Source organism: Streptomyces sp. NPDC031111, assembly GCF_055570675.1.
The window spans coordinates 1-13,934 of the sequence record NZ_JBVIGS010000035.1 but is presented as its reverse complement, the minus strand read 5'-3'; the positions used below and the strand labels follow the sequence as shown (position 1 = coordinate 13,934).

Sequence of the window (13,934 nt, the reverse complement as noted above, 5' to 3'; positions counted from 1 at the left end):
TCCCACTCCGCTTGGAGCCGCGAGATCGAGCTGTTGAGGAGCAAGTCGCCGCGGTCGGCAACGTCCGTCCCCTGCCCTCCGCCCTCAGCGGGAGGCCCGCGGTGGGTCGTGCAGTTGAAGTTGTCTCGGCGCGGGTGTCTGTGTGGACCTCGAGTGACGGGGCGGTCGCTGTGAGGTGGTTTCGATTGGTCGGCCCGTTGTCGGGCCCTGCGCTCGCGTCAACCCGTGGCTCCGCCACATGCAGCGTGTAGCTCTGGTACCACTCGGTTCTCCCGCGCTGCTGCGCCACGCGATGCTCCGTGTCGGTACGCCACCGAGCGCGGGCATCGGCGTCACGGGAGTAACTGACGGTGATCCTCAGTCAGCACGTCTGCTGGTCCACCTGGGCATCAAGGTCTCCCAGCTCATGGACGTCATCTGAGCCGACGTTCAGCGTGGCATGCTCGGCGATCCACAACGCCTGCTCGCGTGCGGACCATCCAGCCCGTCGTGTCGAGTCCCTCGGGCAAACGCACGATCTCGCCTTGCCCACCTCGGCGGTCCTGGCCCGCACGAGGCATCCCTCAGCTCCCCGCCCCGGGTCGGGCGTAGGGCTCAGCCGCTCGGGCGGGCGCGCGGCGAGGTGGTCCACACGAGGGCACCGACCTGGCGGGGGACATGCCCGTCGTCCTCCGACCGGCATACTCGGGGCCGGTTCCCCGAAGCCACCATCGAGCGCGGTCCGGTGCTCGGCGCGATGACGAGGTCGCGAACGCCGGACACGGGCGCGATGTCCTCGCCGCCCGGACGAACGGCTCGGTCCCTGTGCGGGGGCGTGGATGCAGGCTCTCGGTGAACGCCGTGCGACGGAGCGAGCCCTCTGTGCGTCGGCACGTCGATGCCCGTGGTAGGCCGCGTCGTGGCCGGCCAGCGGAGTCCAGGACACGGGCTCAATGCGCCAGCAGCATCCGTCGAGCCAAGCGGGTGATCTCCCGCGTCGCCGGTGACAACACCGAACCCTGTCTGCGGACCACCGCGATCGTGTCGTAGAGGGGCTCCTCGAAGCCGACGGTATGGAGGGTGTCGGGGAAGGCGCGGCTGCGGGCGACCGCGCGGGAGACGATCGTGTCGCCGGCGCCGCGGGCCACAATGTGCAGCGCGGATTCGACGTGCTCGACTTCGATGGCCGCGGACAGGGTGACGCCTTCCACCTGGGCGCGTTCGGCGAGTTGGCGGCGGGTGGGGTCCCGCCAGCCGTAGTGGGCGTCGTAGAGGATGAGGCTCGCCGTCGCAAGGTCGGTCATGGTGACGGGCCGTGCGGTGCGGTCGGGGTCGGCGGAGGTGTAGACGACCTCGTCCCGCATGAGGGGGGTGACGTCGAGCCCCTCGGCGTCGATGGGCAGGACGACGAGCCCGGCTTCCAGGTCCCCGGCACAGACGGCTTCCGCTACCTCGACGGAGTTCAGGCCGACGATCCGCAGCCGCACCTTGGGATGACGGGCGTGAAAGGTCTCCAGCAGTTCGGACAGGAAGTAGTAGTTGGCGTTGCGCAGCAGCCCGAAGGTGGCGACACCACCGTCGAGGGAGGTCAGTGAGCGCAGGGCGCGGTCGGCGCCGTCGGCCGCTTCGATCGCCTGCTGGGCATAAGGCAGGAGCTCCTCACCCGCGGCCGTCAGGACCAGTCGGCGCGGGCCCCGGGTGAACAGGGGAACCCGGTAGTGCTCCTCCATGCGCTTGACCAGTTCCGACACCGAGGGCTGGGTCGTCCGCAGCTCGGTCGCGGCGGCGGAAAACGTGCCCAGCCGTGCGGAGGTGAGGAAGGCGCGCAACTGGTTGAGGGTGATCGCCGCGGCGGAGGAGGAAGGCATGGCGAGGATCCTGCCATAGGGTTGCCCTATGGAACGTCGAGGACAATTCGGGGTTGTCCTTGAGGAAGCGCTCCTTCAGGCTCATCTGTATGAAATTGAGCCACCGCTTCACCACCGCGTTCGCCGGCCGTTTCACCCTGCTCAAGGCTCCCGGCGTGGACGCTCCTCCGGCCCAGCGCGACCCCGAGGTGATCGAGACCGTCAGCCGCATGCTGTCGGACATCGAGCGCCACGGCATGGACGCGATCCGCCGCTACGCGAGCTCCCTCGACGACCAGTCCGACGGCCCGGTCGAACTCGGTTCGGCGGAGGTGGCCCGCAGTGGCGACCGGCTGCCCAAGGACCTGCGGGAGGCGATCGAACTCGGTGCCGAACGAACCCAGCGGTTCGCCGCGCTCCAGCGCGGGCACCTGACGGACTTCGAGGAGGAGATCGCCCCCGGACTGCTCGTCGGGCAACGTTACGTACCGGTCGGCGCGGTCGGCGCGTATCTGCCGGCCGGACGCTTCCCGCTCACGGCCAGCGCGTTCATGACCGTGGGCGTCGCCAAGGTCGCGGGTGTCCCGACGGTGCTGGGATGCACTCCGCCGCAGCCGGACGGCCGCGCCAACGACGCCGTCACCTACGCCGCCCACGTGTCCGGGATCGACCACCTCCACGTCCTCGGCGGAGTGCAGGCGCTGGCCGCCATGGCGTTCGGCCTGCTGGACCGGCCGCCCGTCGACATGATCGTCGGCGCAGGCAACGCCTACGTGGCCGAGGCCAAGCGACAGTTGTTCGGCACGGTCGCCATCGACCTGCTCGCGGGCCCCTCCGAGGTCGCCGTCATCGCGGACGGAACGGCCGACGCCGAGGCCGTCGCGGCGGACCTGCTCGGTCAGGCCGAGCACGGCCCGACGTCCCCGGCCGCCCTCGTCACCAACTCCGAACGGCTGGGACGGGACGTCATCGCGGCGGTCGAACGCCGGCTGACGACCCTGTCGACGCGCGACATCTGCGGCCCCGCCTGGCGCGACCACGGCTCGGTCGTCCTGGTCGGCAGCCGGGAGGACGCCGTGGCGGTCATGGACGAGTTCGCCCCCGAGCACCTGGAGGTCCACACGGCCGAGGACGACTGGTACCACGACGCGCTGCGCAACTACGGCTCCCTCTTCCTCGGTCACTGGAGCACGGTGGCCTATTCGGACAAGGGCATGGCCGGCACGAACCACACCCTGCCGACCGCGGGCGGTGCCAAGCACAGCGCCGGGCTGTCCGTCTCCCGTTACCTCAAGCCGCTCACCTACCAGCGCGTCGCCCGGGAGGCGACCCCGCTCCTCGCCGAGGCCGTTCAGGTCATCTCCGCCAGCGAAGGCATGTCCGCCCACGAGGCCACGGCCACCCTGCGACTGCGCAGCTACGCGGACTGACCCCGTCCCGCTCCCCCAGCGCCGAGGTGCCGCCCTTGCCGGGGCCCACCGTCACGTCCCTACCACGACACTTCGTATCCGGGTGTCGGCAGGCCACCGGGCGCACCATCCACAGCAACGACCTCCAACGGTTCGTCCCGTCCCTTCAGGCTCTCGCCGCCCGGGACGATCCGGCCCTCTCATCCCCCACCTCCGAGCCAGCCATCCCGTACAGAGAACCGGTGCACCCATGAAATCCGTACGTCGTGAAGGGGCGGGCCCGCACCGGTTCGTCCCGGTCGCCGCCGCGGTCACCGCGCTGGCCGCCCTGCTGGCCTGCGCCGGATGCAGTCCGCCCGGCGCGGCCAAGAGCCCCGCCGGGGCGAACCAGATCGCCGTCACCGACCCGGTGACCCCCGCGCAAGTCGCCGAGCTCGGCGAGGTCACGCTGCGGATGTGGGCGGACCAGGCGGAGAAACCGCTGATGAAGTCAGTGGTGCCGGCCTTCGAGGAGCGGTATCCGAACGTCAAGGTCGACATCACCTACAAGAGCTTCGACGACCTCGTCGCCACCGTCGTCAACGCCGCCTCCGGCACCAACCCGCCCGATCTGTTCCAGGGCAACATCGGCTACGCGGTCGACGGGGCGCTGGTCAAGGCCAAGCTGGTCCGGCCGCTGGACGACGTGGCGGCCGCCTACGGCTGGATCACGGGCACCGGTGCCAGCACCCTGGCCCCCGCCCGCTGGAACGGCTCGGGCACCGCGTTCGGCAGCGGCAACCTCTACGGGATGTCGCCCATCAGCGAGGTCCAGGGCATCTACTACAACAAGGCCCAGCTCAAGGAACTCGGCCTGCGGCCGCCGCGGTCCCTCGCCGACCTGGAGAAGGACCTGCCGCTCGTCAAGAAGGCCGGCAAGCAGCCGATCATGCTGGGCAACAGCGACCAGTACGCCGCCACCCACATCTTCTCCGACCTCGCCGCCACCGAGCAGTCGCCGGCCTCGATCCGGGACTGGATCGGCGGCAAGGCGGGCACCACCTTCGTCACCCCGGGCAACGCGAAGGCGGCCGACACGCTGGCCGACTGGGCGAAGAAGGGCTACTTCGGCTCCGGCTACGACGGCCTGAGCAACGAGGACGCCATCTCCCACTTCGCCAAGGGCTCGGGCGTCTTCTTCGTCGGCGGCTCGTGGAACGGCGCCACGCTCAACCCCGGGAAGTTCGGCTTCGGCGCCCTGACCACCGGTGGCGCCGGCGCCACCGCCTCACCCTGGCACATCTCAGCCTCCTCGAAGGTCACCCCCGCCGCGGTCGCCTTCCTCGCCGCCCTGCACACCCCGCGGACGGGTCAGGAGATCCTCGACACCGGCCGGCTTCCCATCGTCACCGACGGCGTGAAGGGGGGCAACAGCCTGCAGAGCCAGACCCTCGACGCGCTCAAGCGCACCATCGCCGCGGGAACCCAGGTCGGCTACTACGACTGGACCGCCACCGACATGCTCAACGTCATGGGCGGCACGCTGCAGGAGGTCATGTCCGGCCGCACGAGCAGCTCGGAGTTCATGCAGGCGGTCCAGGCCTCCTGGCAGACGGCGAGGCAGGCGCGATGAGCACCGCGACCCCCACCACCGGACACGGCACCGCCACCTCCGCGCCGTCCGCCACCGACAGCGCCGGCGGCGGACGGCGCCCCTCCCCCGTCACCCGCCTGTCCTCCCTGTCCTGGACCTCCCTGCTGTACGTCGCCCCGGCCCTGGCCTTCTTCGGCGTCTTCGTGCTCTACCCCATCGGCATCTCCGTCTGGTACTCGTTCTACGCCTACGACGGTCTGACCATGGGCACGCCGGTCGGCTGGGGCAACTACACGGCCGTTTTCACCGACGGCCGGCTGCGCGCCGCACTGCTGCACTCACTGATCCTGCTGTTCTTCTACGCCGCTCTGCCGGTGTGTGCCGGCCTGCTGCTGGCGGGGGCGATGTCCCGGATCCGCGTGTACGGACTGACGGTGTTCCGGACGGTACTGTTCCTGCCACAGATCCTGTCCAGCGTCGTGGTCGCCGTCGCCTGGCGGAACCTGCTCGCCGAGGACGGACCCGCCAACGCGGTGCTCCGGGCCGTGGGACTGGGCCGGTTCGCCACCAGCTGGCTGGGCGACTTCGACACCGCCCTGCCGTCGATCGGCGTGATCGGCACCTGGGTGGAGTACGGACTGTGCATGGTGCTCTTCCTCAGCGGCATCGTCGCCATCGACCGCTCCGTCTACGAGGCGGCCCGCCTCGACGGAGCCGGGCCGGTGCGGGAGTTCTTCGCGATCACCCTGCCCGCCCTGCGCCCGCAGATCTCGATCGCGCTGGTCCTCACCATCACCTTCGCGCTGCGCAACTTCGACCTGATCTGGAACACCACCCGGGGCGGCCCCGGCACCACCACGACCGTCCCCAGCCTCTACGTCTACCAGGACGCGTTCCAGAACCGCATGCTCGGCCGGGCCTCCGCCCTGGCCATCGTGCTGACCCTGGTCATCCTCCTCGTCGTGGTGGTCGTCCAGCTGGCACTGCGCGAACGCGCAGGCCCGCGGTTCAGCAGGCCGCGCACGCCTGACAGGAAGGTGCAGTCGTCATGAGGATCACCCGGAGCGAGAGCATCGCCACCCACGCGCTGCTCGTCCTCGCGTCCGTCGTCGCCGTCTTCCCCCTGGCGTCGATCGTCGTCTCGTCCCTGCAGGGGGTGGCCGGCTCGTCCGGCGGGCCCTCCTTCGCCGGCTACTCCACGGCCTGGACCCAGGGCCGGTTCGGCTCCGCCCTGCTGTCGAGCGCGCTGGTGTCGGTCACCGTCGTGGGGGTCACCGTCGTGCTGGCCGCCCTGGCCGGCTACGCGCTCGCCACCATGCAGGTGCCCGGCGGCAAGGTCATCGTGGCGCTGCTGCTGGTGGGGCTAGTCCTACCCTACGAGGTGACCGTGCTGCCGCTGTACGAGCTGCTCACCGGGTGGCACCTCATCGACACCTACTGGGCGTTGATCCTGCCGCAGATCGCGCTGTCGGTGCCGCTGGGCGTGCTGTGGATGCGGGCGTTCTTCGCCTCCGTCCCGGTGGAGCTCCTGGAAGCCGCGCGCATCGACGGAACGAGCCGCCTGCAGAGCCTGCGCCTGGTCGTCCTGCCCATCGCCGGGCCCGCGATCACCACCTTGAGCACCGTTCTGTTCCTGTTCACCTGGAACGAGTTCCTCCTCGCGCTCATCCTCGTCCCCGACAACCCCTCGGTGCAGACCGTGCCGCTGGCGCTGTCCTTCTTCTCCGGGGCCGCCCGTTCCAGTGACCCGGCCGTGACCGCGGCCGCCGCCGTCCTGGTCGCCCTGCCGGTGCTGCTGGCCTACGTCTTCCTCCAGCGGCGCCTGATCAGCGGCCTGACCGAAGGAGCCGTCAAATGACCGCGCCCGCCCTGAACCCGGACAGTGGCGTCGCACGCGTGGTGTGCGAACAACTCGCGCCGCGCGTCGGCGATCTGGCCCACAACAAGGAACTGGCCCTCGACGCCGTCCGGCGCGCCCGCTCCGAGCGGGCCGACATCGTCGTCCTGCCCGAACTCGCCACATCCGGCTACGTGTTCGCCGACACGGACGAGGCACGGCGCACCGCGATCACCCCGGACGACGTCTTCTTCACCGACCTCACCCGTCTGCTGGCCGGCACCCGCACCGTCGTCGTGCTCGGCTTCTGTGAGGACGGCGGCCCCACGCTGTACAACAGCGCCGGCGTCCTCGACGCCGACGGCCTACGCGCCGTGTACCGCAAGACCCACCTGTGGGACCGCGAGACGCTGTTCTTCACCCCCGGTGAACAGATGGCCCCCGTCGTCACCACATCGCACGGCCGTGTCGGCGTACTGATCTGCTACGACCTGGAGTTCCCGGAGATGCCCCGCCGACTGGCCACGGCGGGCGCCGACCTGATCGCGGTACCGACCAACTGGCCCCTGGAGGAGCGCCCGGCCGGAGAACGCCCCGCCGAGATCGTCCAGGCCCAGGCCGCCGCGCGCGCCAACGGCGTCTACATCGCCTGCGCGGACCGCAGCGGCACCGAACGCGGGCAGGCCTGGACGCAGGGAACGGCCGTCATCAACCAGTACGGCTGGATCACCGCCACCGCGACCGCCGCGACACGGCACCGGGCCGTCACCGACGTGTTCCTCCACCTCTCCCGGGACAAGTCCCTCTCCCCGCACAACGACCTGCTCCGCGACCGCCGAACCGACCTCTACGCCCAGGAGAGTCCCCAGCTATGACGTCAGCCGACACCACGCCCGCACCGGCGCACGCCCCTCTCGCGGCGGACGACACCTGGTGGCGCACGGCCGTCATCTACCAGATCTACCCGCGCTCCTTCGCCGACAGCAACGGCGACGGCACCGGTGACCTGCCCGGCATCACCGCCCGCCTGGACCATCTGGCCGATCTCGGCGTCGACGCCCTGTGGCTCTCGCCGTTCTACCCCTCCCCCCAGGTGGACGGCGGATACGACGTCGCCGACTACCGCGACGTCGACCCGCGCTACGGCACCCTCCGCGACTTCGACGCCCTGCTGGCCCGCGCCCACGCGGTGGGCATCCGCGTCGTCGTCGACCTCGTCCCGAACCACTGCTCCGCACAGCACCCGTCCTTCCAGGCGGCGTTGACGGCGCCGCCCGGCAGCGCGGAGCGGGCCCTGTTCCACTTCCGCGACGGCCGCGGCCCTGACGGCAGCCTGCCGCCCAACGACTGGACGTCGATGTTCGAGGGCCCCGCCTGGACCCGCGTCACCGAGGCCGACGGCAGCCCCGGGCAGTGGTACCTCCACCTGTTCGACCCCGGCCAGCCCGACTGGAACTGGGACAACCCCGCCGTGCGCGAGGACTTCGAGACGACGCTCAGGTTCTGGCTCGACCGCGGTGTCGACGGCTTCCGCGTCGACGTCTGCGACGCCCTCGTCAAAGCCCCCGGCCTGCCCAACTGGCCGCATCCCACCCACGGGGTCATCGAACCGGTCGACGGCGTAATGCCGCCCATGTGGGACCAAGAAGGCATCCACGACATCTTCCGCGCCTGGCGCCGACTACTGGACGGCTACGACGGCCATCGCATCCTGTGCGCTGAGGCCTGGCTGCCGCCCGAGCGCGCCGCGCGCATCATCCGCGCCGACGAAATGCACCAGGCCTTCAACTTCCGTTTCCTGGAGACGCCGTGGCAGCCGGCCCCCCTGCGCCGCGTCATCGACGAGTCCCTGGCCGCCAACGAAGCCGTGGGCGCCCCCACCACCTGGGTCCTGTCCAATCATGATGTCATGCGCCACGCCAGCCGCTTCGGCTACGACGTCCCCGTCGCCCTGGAGCACGGCGTCGGCGCCGACGACCCCCAGCCCGACCGCGCGCTCGGCCTGCGCCGCGCCCGCGCCGCAACCGCCCTGATGCTGGCACTGCCCGGCTCCGCCTACCTCTACCAGGGTGAGGAACTCGGCCTGCCCGAAGCCACCGACCTGCCCGACTCCGCCCGGCAGGACCCCGTCTGGAAACGCTCCGGGCACCGCATCCGCGGCCGCGACGGCTGCCGGGTCCCCCTGCCCTGGACCGCCGACGGCCCCGCCCTAGGTTTCAGCAGCACCCTCGACACCTGGCTGCCTCAGCCCTCCTCCTACTCCTCCTACGCGGCCGACACCCAACGCGACGACCCCGACTCGACCCTCAACCTCTACCGCCACCTGCTGTCACTGCGCCGCCGGCACGGACTGGGCGCGGGAGAGCTCCACTGGCTGCCGTCCCCGCCCGGGCTGCTGCGCTTCGCCAACGGGCCCGTCGAGGTCCTGTCCAACTTCACCACCGAGCCGGTACCCCTCCCGTCCATAGTCCGGGTACTGACCGCCTCGACAGCGGTGAGCGACCAACTGCCGACCGACGGGACGGTCTGGTTCGTCAGGGAATAGCCGCGCAGGGCTGTTCCCAACGGCTCCGTCATGCCTGGCCACAGACGCCGACCGTAGGGAGCGCCCCCTTACCCCTTCACTGGAATGAACGATTGTTACAGCGACGGAAGCGACCCAACGTCGGCGATACCGCGTCATCACCGACTGGCGCAGGAGTCGCTGCCGCTCTCGCGGTCGGCACCATACGCCACAGGTGGCACCATGGGCCCGGACTCGGGATCGGGCTCGGCCGGGCACGCGACTGCGCGCCCGCCTGCCACACTCCTCATCAGCGCCAGTCGTCCCTCAGGCTCGACCGCACCGCTGACTTGTACGTGGGGGCGGGGTCGAGGTGTAGGACGGCAGCTGCCGTTCCGAGCAGCAGATCGTCGACCGGTGTGGCGCGGTCTGAATCCTGGCCGATGTCGCGCGGAGCCAGGCCCAGGTTGGTGCGCATGGAGCGGGCGGTGAAGGAGGTACGCAGGCGACGGGTGACGGGGGTGTCGGCCGGTGATTGCACACGCACCAGGAGCCTTCCGTCACCGGGGACGGTCAGACTGACGAGTCCAACGCGGGAATCGTCCAGAGTCAGGAACTGTATGCGGGCCGGAGGTTCGGACGAGTCTTCGGCGCGGGCGCGAACCGGGACCAGCGGGTGGCTGGTGACGGCCGCGACGCACATGGCGAGCTCGTCGGCGTGGACCGTGGGGTACTGCGCGGTGGTGCCGATGCCGACGCTTTAGCGGAAGACGTGGTCGAATGCCTGCTGGGCAGGGAAGTTGGTGTCCCAGATGTTGTTGTGCACCCAGGAGTAGACGGTGGCCGGTTCCTCCTGGGGCAGCGACTGAGGGTAGGGCACGTAGGGGATCGCGATCCCGCCGAGCTGGGTGAAAAAGTCGCAGAAAACGTGGAAGAACGCTTCGTCCGAGCAGGCGGGAGGTCCTGCCCCAGGGCCGTCAGACCGGCTTCGACGATGGTGTTGATGTACCGATGGCACGCGTTCGCTGGTGGCGGGCCTCGGTGAAAGCATTCTCCTCCAAGCCTTCCACCACTCAAAACCCGCTGGGGTCGCTACAGTGCCCCTCCCTCGGTCGATGCACTTCGCGGACCTTGATCAGGGGCCTCCTCCATGGAATCGGCGCGAACGACATCCGCATGCTTGATCCCCCGGTCCAGCGTCCAGGCTCTCCAGCTTGACACAACAGCGCGGCACCTCGTTGTCCGGGGATTCAGGAGTCTCCCCTCCCGGCGTGTGCTTCGCATCGTCAAGCCCGGCGTCCCCGGGAACCGGAGGCCGGTTCGCGTCGTGATTCTGTGTTGTCCTGGCCATTCCATCTCCTCGGATGGCCAGGATCAGGGGAACTCATGGGCCACGGTCGCCCATGGACGACACGGGTCATCCACCTCGGACTCCGCTCGCTTGCAGGCGCCTCTGAAGTCAAGAGTCACTCATCGGTCGGTCGCGGGCTGCAGGCAGACGTCTTGGCCAGATCGTCGAGCGACCGCAACTCCGTCGGGAACGACGCTGCGTCCCGTACGTGCCAGCTCATGGGCGACCAGGCTCCGATGACACCCAATCCCACCGCGGTCACACGGCCATTCCACTTCGACCCGCTCTATTTGCTCCGCGTATTCGCGTTCCGTAGTATGTCGCCGGCGATCCAACCGACTGCCATGCTCGCTGCTTCCGAGTCGCTGATTGTGAGTGTCGGCATCACCGACGCGTCAGCGACCCTCAATCTGTGTGTTCCGCGAACCCGGAGCTCGTCGTCGACAACCCCGCCGAGACCGATGGCACACGTGCCGACCGCCTGCTCGGTGAACCCGTGTTCGCGTACGTACTGCAGTACATCTGCCGGTTCCGCGACATCCGCCCCGGGAAACGTCTCTGTCATCGCAGAGGCGAATGGTTCGGTCGCGAGAACCTCACGTGCCCTGGTGCAAGCCGCGACAGTCAGTTCCTTGTCGTGATCGGTGGACAGGTAACCGGGCACGAGGCGAGGCGGGTCCTCCAAGGACGGGCCACTGATGTGGACCGTCCCGACGCTGGTGGGTAACTGGGGGACGAAGGCCACGGTCGCTCCCGCCACCGGGGCTGGGGTGAACAGCAGCTCCATGTCCGGGGTTGACGCCCCGCGGTCCGAGTTGAGTACCGTCGCGATCGAGATGTCCTCGCGCGTTGGCGTGTCAGGGCGGCGCAGCGCTCTCCTGACCCGTGCTCTCAGTCGAGCGGTCGGCGTGAACGGCTCCGGGCCGTGCTCGGGTACACCGTTCGGCCAGAGAGTGAATGCGGCTCCTCGACGTTGCCTGAGATTGCTGCCCACGGCTGGGTTGGCCGCAACGAGATGGACACCGGCGGTGGTGAGCACCTCCAAGTCCCCGACGCCGCTTCGCTCGAGCAGCAGCGGATTTCCCACCGCGCCCGCGCAGAGGATGACCTCACGGCGGGCGGTGATCCGTACGATGCCCCTGGGAGTCGCCGCCTCGACCCCGATCGCGGTCGTGCCGTCGAAAAGGATGCGCTGGGCGGTGCAGTGTAAGCGGACACGGACATTGCGCCGCCGCGCGTGCCCATGCAGAAGCGGGCGGACCGTGCCCGTCCGGACATCGGTCGATACTGGCTGCGGCGTGTACGCGGCCTGCGTGCGGTCTCCGCCCAGCTCCTCCACCGTGTCGATCCCGTGGCGCGCCAGAGTCTGGATCCACAGCTCACTCGCCGCATCCGGCGGGCCCACAGCTTCGGCTGATGGACGGCTGTCGTCGTCATGCAGTCCCATGGCACCGGTGGCATGCCGCTCCATAGCCGTGAAGGCTCCCAGAAAGCGATCCCAGTTCCAGCCGGTGACGCCGGCCGCCTCCCACGTCTCGTAGTCGGCTTGGCCTCCCCGGCTCCGGATCGTCCCGCTCGCCTTGGTCGAATCACCCGCGAGGCGGTCCGTGCTCCAGCGGCCCACCCGCCTCGCCCCGGGCGTCTGGGGTGCCCGCCGGTCGCGGAACCGCGGGCCGGTCGGTGCCTGGGCAAACTGCGAAGGCATTGGATGCTGGTGCTCGTCGGGGCCGCCGGCTTCGATCACCAGGACCCGGTTGTGCGGATTCTCGCCAAGCCGGTGTGCCAACACCGATCCCGCGGCTCCACCCCCGACGATGATGTAGTCCACGAGGTTCTTGGATGACACGACAGCTCCATACGCGCTTGGGGTCGGGGGAGCGCCTCGGTGAGCGCCTCGCACCCCTGTCTCGGTGGTCACGTGTGTCAGCGGAAGTACGCGGAGCGGCGGGCCGGGCACGGCTCACGGGACGGCAGGCACGCTCGTCGAGGACCGGCCTCGAAGGGGAGGCTCACGGCTCGGCTGTGCGTGGTGCACGTCAGCTCCGGCCACGGCATCGACCTGCTCGCCTCCATGCCAGGACCGCGCGGCTCATTCCCGTCGCGTCACGGGGTCAGGACACCCTCGACCTGAGGCGGTCGAGCATGTCGCCGAGGCTGCCGACGGCGATCGAGATGTGGCCGTGTCCGCTCTCGATATGGGCACGGGTGGTCGGCAGATGCTCGGCCAGCCACCGCCCGTGTGCAACCGGCACCATCCGGTCGATGTCTCCGTGCCATAGCTCAACGGGAGCGGTCACGTCCTCCGGGGCGAAGCCCCATGGTCCGGTCAGTACCTGCAGGTCCTCGAACCACCCCTCGTCCCCGGCCGCGAGAGCGTGGCTCAGGTGCACAGCACTGTCCGCGCCATAGGCACCGGTGACCTCGGCGAAGTCCGGCGGGGGCAGCAGGCTGGCGACCCCGGAGGCGAGATCCGCTGGGGCGTCCCGGACGAGGGCGGCCATGTGCGATACGACTGCGCGCTGCTCACGCTCCCCCTTGGACGCGCTGCCGAACTGGACGGTGTTCTGCATACCCATGCCTTCGACGAAGTCGAGACCTTCGGCGTCGTACGGTGCGAACGATGCGATCAGCAGCACTCCCGACACACGCCGCGAGTCCGCCACTGCGCTGGCCAACGCGTGCGGCCCGCCTGTGGACCAGCCCACCGCCAGATACTGATCGACCTGCAGGTGATCCATCAGCAGTCGGCAGTCCTCGGCTGCGCCGAGGAGAGTACGGCCAGGCAGCGGACTAGAGAGGCCATAACCGGCGCGGGAGTAGGTGACGACGCGGTATCCCCTGTCAGTGGCCGAGTCGAGAACGGAGTTCATGGGAATCGCCGAGCCCGGCATGCCGTGGTGAAACAGGACGGCGGGTCCGCGCTCGGGCCCTCGAACGGCAAACTCGAGCACACGGCCGTCCTGCAGATACATCGACTGCGAGTCCTTACTCTCGGCGCTTCCGTCGCCGCTGTTCGGGATTCGGCTCCCAGAGGCGGGCATCGGACCGCCGTCCTGGTGCGTGGAGCGTGGGTGCATCGACTCAATCCTGTCCGTCGATGATCTGTGGCTCGTCTGGTACTTCATGAGGTCCGGCAAGGGCCCGTCGTAAACCATGGCGCGCTGTCGGTCACACACCCGAGCAGTTCGCCCGGCTGGGACGTCGCCCCCTGCCTCCCTCCCGTCTTCTCGTCTCTTTGCAGCCGCCTCGGGACGAGGCTGGCGAACGCCGTCGCCATCTCCGACGTCACGACGCCGCCGCCGATGACGGCGAGCCGGCCGGGGAGCGTAGGCGCGGTGGCGGACCCGCGCCGATGACGATGACGTCATATGTGTGGTCGCTCATGTCAGGCCTCCTTGGCGGCACGGCCCAGGCGCAGGGCAGAGATGAGGAAGA

11 protein-coding genes are annotated in these 13,934 nt (G+C 69.6%); 7 read left to right on the top strand and 4 right to left on the bottom strand.

Going from position 1 to position 13,934, the window contains the following annotated elements:
• Positions 1-238: 238 nt before the first annotated feature.
• Positions 239-421 (top strand): hypothetical protein, encoded by a 183-nt coding sequence (locus tag ACZ470_RS38350; RefSeq protein WP_468434604.1) that lies wholly within the window; start codon positions 239-241, stop codon positions 419-421.
• A gap of 508 nt (positions 422-929) precedes the next feature.
• On the opposite strand, the gene ACZ470_RS38345 is transcribed toward ACZ470_RS38350, so the two are convergent.
• The gene (locus ACZ470_RS38345) at positions 930-1,847 is read right to left on the bottom strand and encodes a LysR family transcriptional regulator (protein ID WP_468434603.1); all 918 of its coding nucleotides are present in this window, start codon (positions 1,845-1,847) and stop codon (positions 930-932) included.
• An 89-nt stretch (positions 1,848-1,936) separates the two neighbouring features.
• Here ACZ470_RS38345 and hisD point away from each other — a divergent pair, with 89 nt between their 5' ends.
• The 6 genes from hisD to ACZ470_RS38315 all read left to right on the top strand — a co-directional run bounded on the left by hisD (position 1,937) and on the right by ACZ470_RS38315 (position 9,190).
• Positions 1,937-3,256: a histidinol dehydrogenase gene (gene hisD / locus ACZ470_RS38340; RefSeq protein ID WP_468434602.1), complete on the top strand. Its 1,320-nt coding sequence runs from the start codon at positions 1,937-1,939 to the stop codon at positions 3,254-3,256.
• Positions 3,257-3,485: 229 nt separating this feature from the next.
• Entirely contained in the window at positions 3,486-4,847 is a 1,362-nt protein-coding gene (locus ACZ470_RS38335) for an ABC transporter substrate-binding protein (RefSeq protein ID WP_468434601.1), read from the top strand.
• Positions 4,844-5,860, top strand: coding sequence for a carbohydrate ABC transporter permease (locus ACZ470_RS38330; protein WP_468434600.1), 1,017 nt, complete (start codon positions 4,844-4,846; stop codon positions 5,858-5,860). The genes ACZ470_RS38335 and ACZ470_RS38330 overlap by 4 nt, the downstream gene beginning before the upstream one ends.
• Positions 5,857-6,666 carry a carbohydrate ABC transporter permease gene (locus ACZ470_RS38325; RefSeq protein WP_468434599.1) on the top strand — a complete coding sequence of 270 codons (810 nt, stop codon included), beginning with the start codon at positions 5,857-5,859 and terminating at the stop codon, positions 6,664-6,666. Before ACZ470_RS38330 ends, ACZ470_RS38325 begins: the two co-directional genes overlap by 4 nt.
• Positions 6,663-7,520, top strand: coding sequence for a nitrilase-related carbon-nitrogen hydrolase (locus ACZ470_RS38320; protein ID WP_468434598.1), 858 nt, complete (start codon positions 6,663-6,665; stop codon positions 7,518-7,520). Before ACZ470_RS38325 ends, ACZ470_RS38320 begins: the two co-directional genes overlap by 4 nt.
• Positions 7,517-9,190 carry a glycoside hydrolase family 13 protein gene (locus ACZ470_RS38315; RefSeq protein ID WP_468434597.1) on the top strand — a complete coding sequence of 558 codons (1,674 nt, stop codon included), beginning with the start codon at positions 7,517-7,519 and terminating at the stop codon, positions 9,188-9,190. Before ACZ470_RS38320 ends, ACZ470_RS38315 begins: the two co-directional genes overlap by 4 nt.
• A 268-nt stretch (positions 9,191-9,458) precedes the next feature.
• Here the strand turns inward: ACZ470_RS38315 and ACZ470_RS38310 are convergent, their stop codons facing one another.
• The 3 genes from ACZ470_RS38310 to ACZ470_RS38300 all read right to left on the bottom strand — a co-directional run bounded on the left by ACZ470_RS38310 (position 9,459) and on the right by ACZ470_RS38300 (position 13,471).
• Entirely contained in the window at positions 9,459-9,695 is a 237-nt protein-coding gene (locus ACZ470_RS38310; RefSeq protein WP_468434596.1) for a hypothetical protein, read from the bottom strand.
• 1,090 nt (positions 9,696-10,785) lie between these two features.
• Positions 10,786-12,345 carry a GMC family oxidoreductase gene (locus ACZ470_RS38305; protein WP_468434595.1) on the bottom strand — a complete coding sequence of 520 codons (1,560 nt, stop codon included), beginning with the start codon at positions 12,343-12,345 and terminating at the stop codon, positions 10,786-10,788.
• A gap of 265 nt (positions 12,346-12,610) precedes the next feature.
• The gene (locus ACZ470_RS38300) at positions 12,611-13,471 is read right to left on the bottom strand and encodes an alpha/beta fold hydrolase (protein WP_468434594.1); all 861 of its coding nucleotides are present in this window, start codon (positions 13,469-13,471) and stop codon (positions 12,611-12,613) included.
• Between the last annotated feature and the right edge of the window lie 463 nt (positions 13,472-13,934).

Excerpts from the sequence above, each read along its gene's own strand:
- ACZ470_RS38350 (WP_468434604.1), top strand. The coding sequence starts at position 239 with ATGCAGCGTGTAGCTCTGGTACCACTCGGTTCTCCCGCGCTGCTGCGC.
- ACZ470_RS38345 (WP_468434603.1), bottom strand. The coding sequence starts at position 1,847 with ATGCCTTCCTCCTCCGCCGCGGCGATCACCCTCAACCAGTTGCGCGCC.
- hisD (WP_468434602.1), top strand. The coding sequence starts at position 1,937 with ATGAAATTGAGCCACCGCTTCACCACCGCGTTCGCCGGCCGTTTCACC.
- ACZ470_RS38335 (WP_468434601.1), top strand. The coding sequence starts at position 3,486 with ATGAAATCCGTACGTCGTGAAGGGGCGGGCCCGCACCGGTTCGTCCCG.
- ACZ470_RS38330 (WP_468434600.1), top strand. The coding sequence starts at position 4,844 with ATGAGCACCGCGACCCCCACCACCGGACACGGCACCGCCACCTCCGCG.
- ACZ470_RS38325 (WP_468434599.1), top strand. The coding sequence starts at position 5,857 with ATGAGGATCACCCGGAGCGAGAGCATCGCCACCCACGCGCTGCTCGTC.
- ACZ470_RS38320 (WP_468434598.1), top strand. The coding sequence starts at position 6,663 with ATGACCGCGCCCGCCCTGAACCCGGACAGTGGCGTCGCACGCGTGGTG.
- ACZ470_RS38315 (WP_468434597.1), top strand. The coding sequence starts at position 7,517 with ATGACGTCAGCCGACACCACGCCCGCACCGGCGCACGCCCCTCTCGCG.
- ACZ470_RS38300 (WP_468434594.1), bottom strand. The coding sequence starts at position 13,471 with ATGTATCTGCAGGACGGCCGTGTGCTCGAGTTTGCCGTTCGAGGGCCC.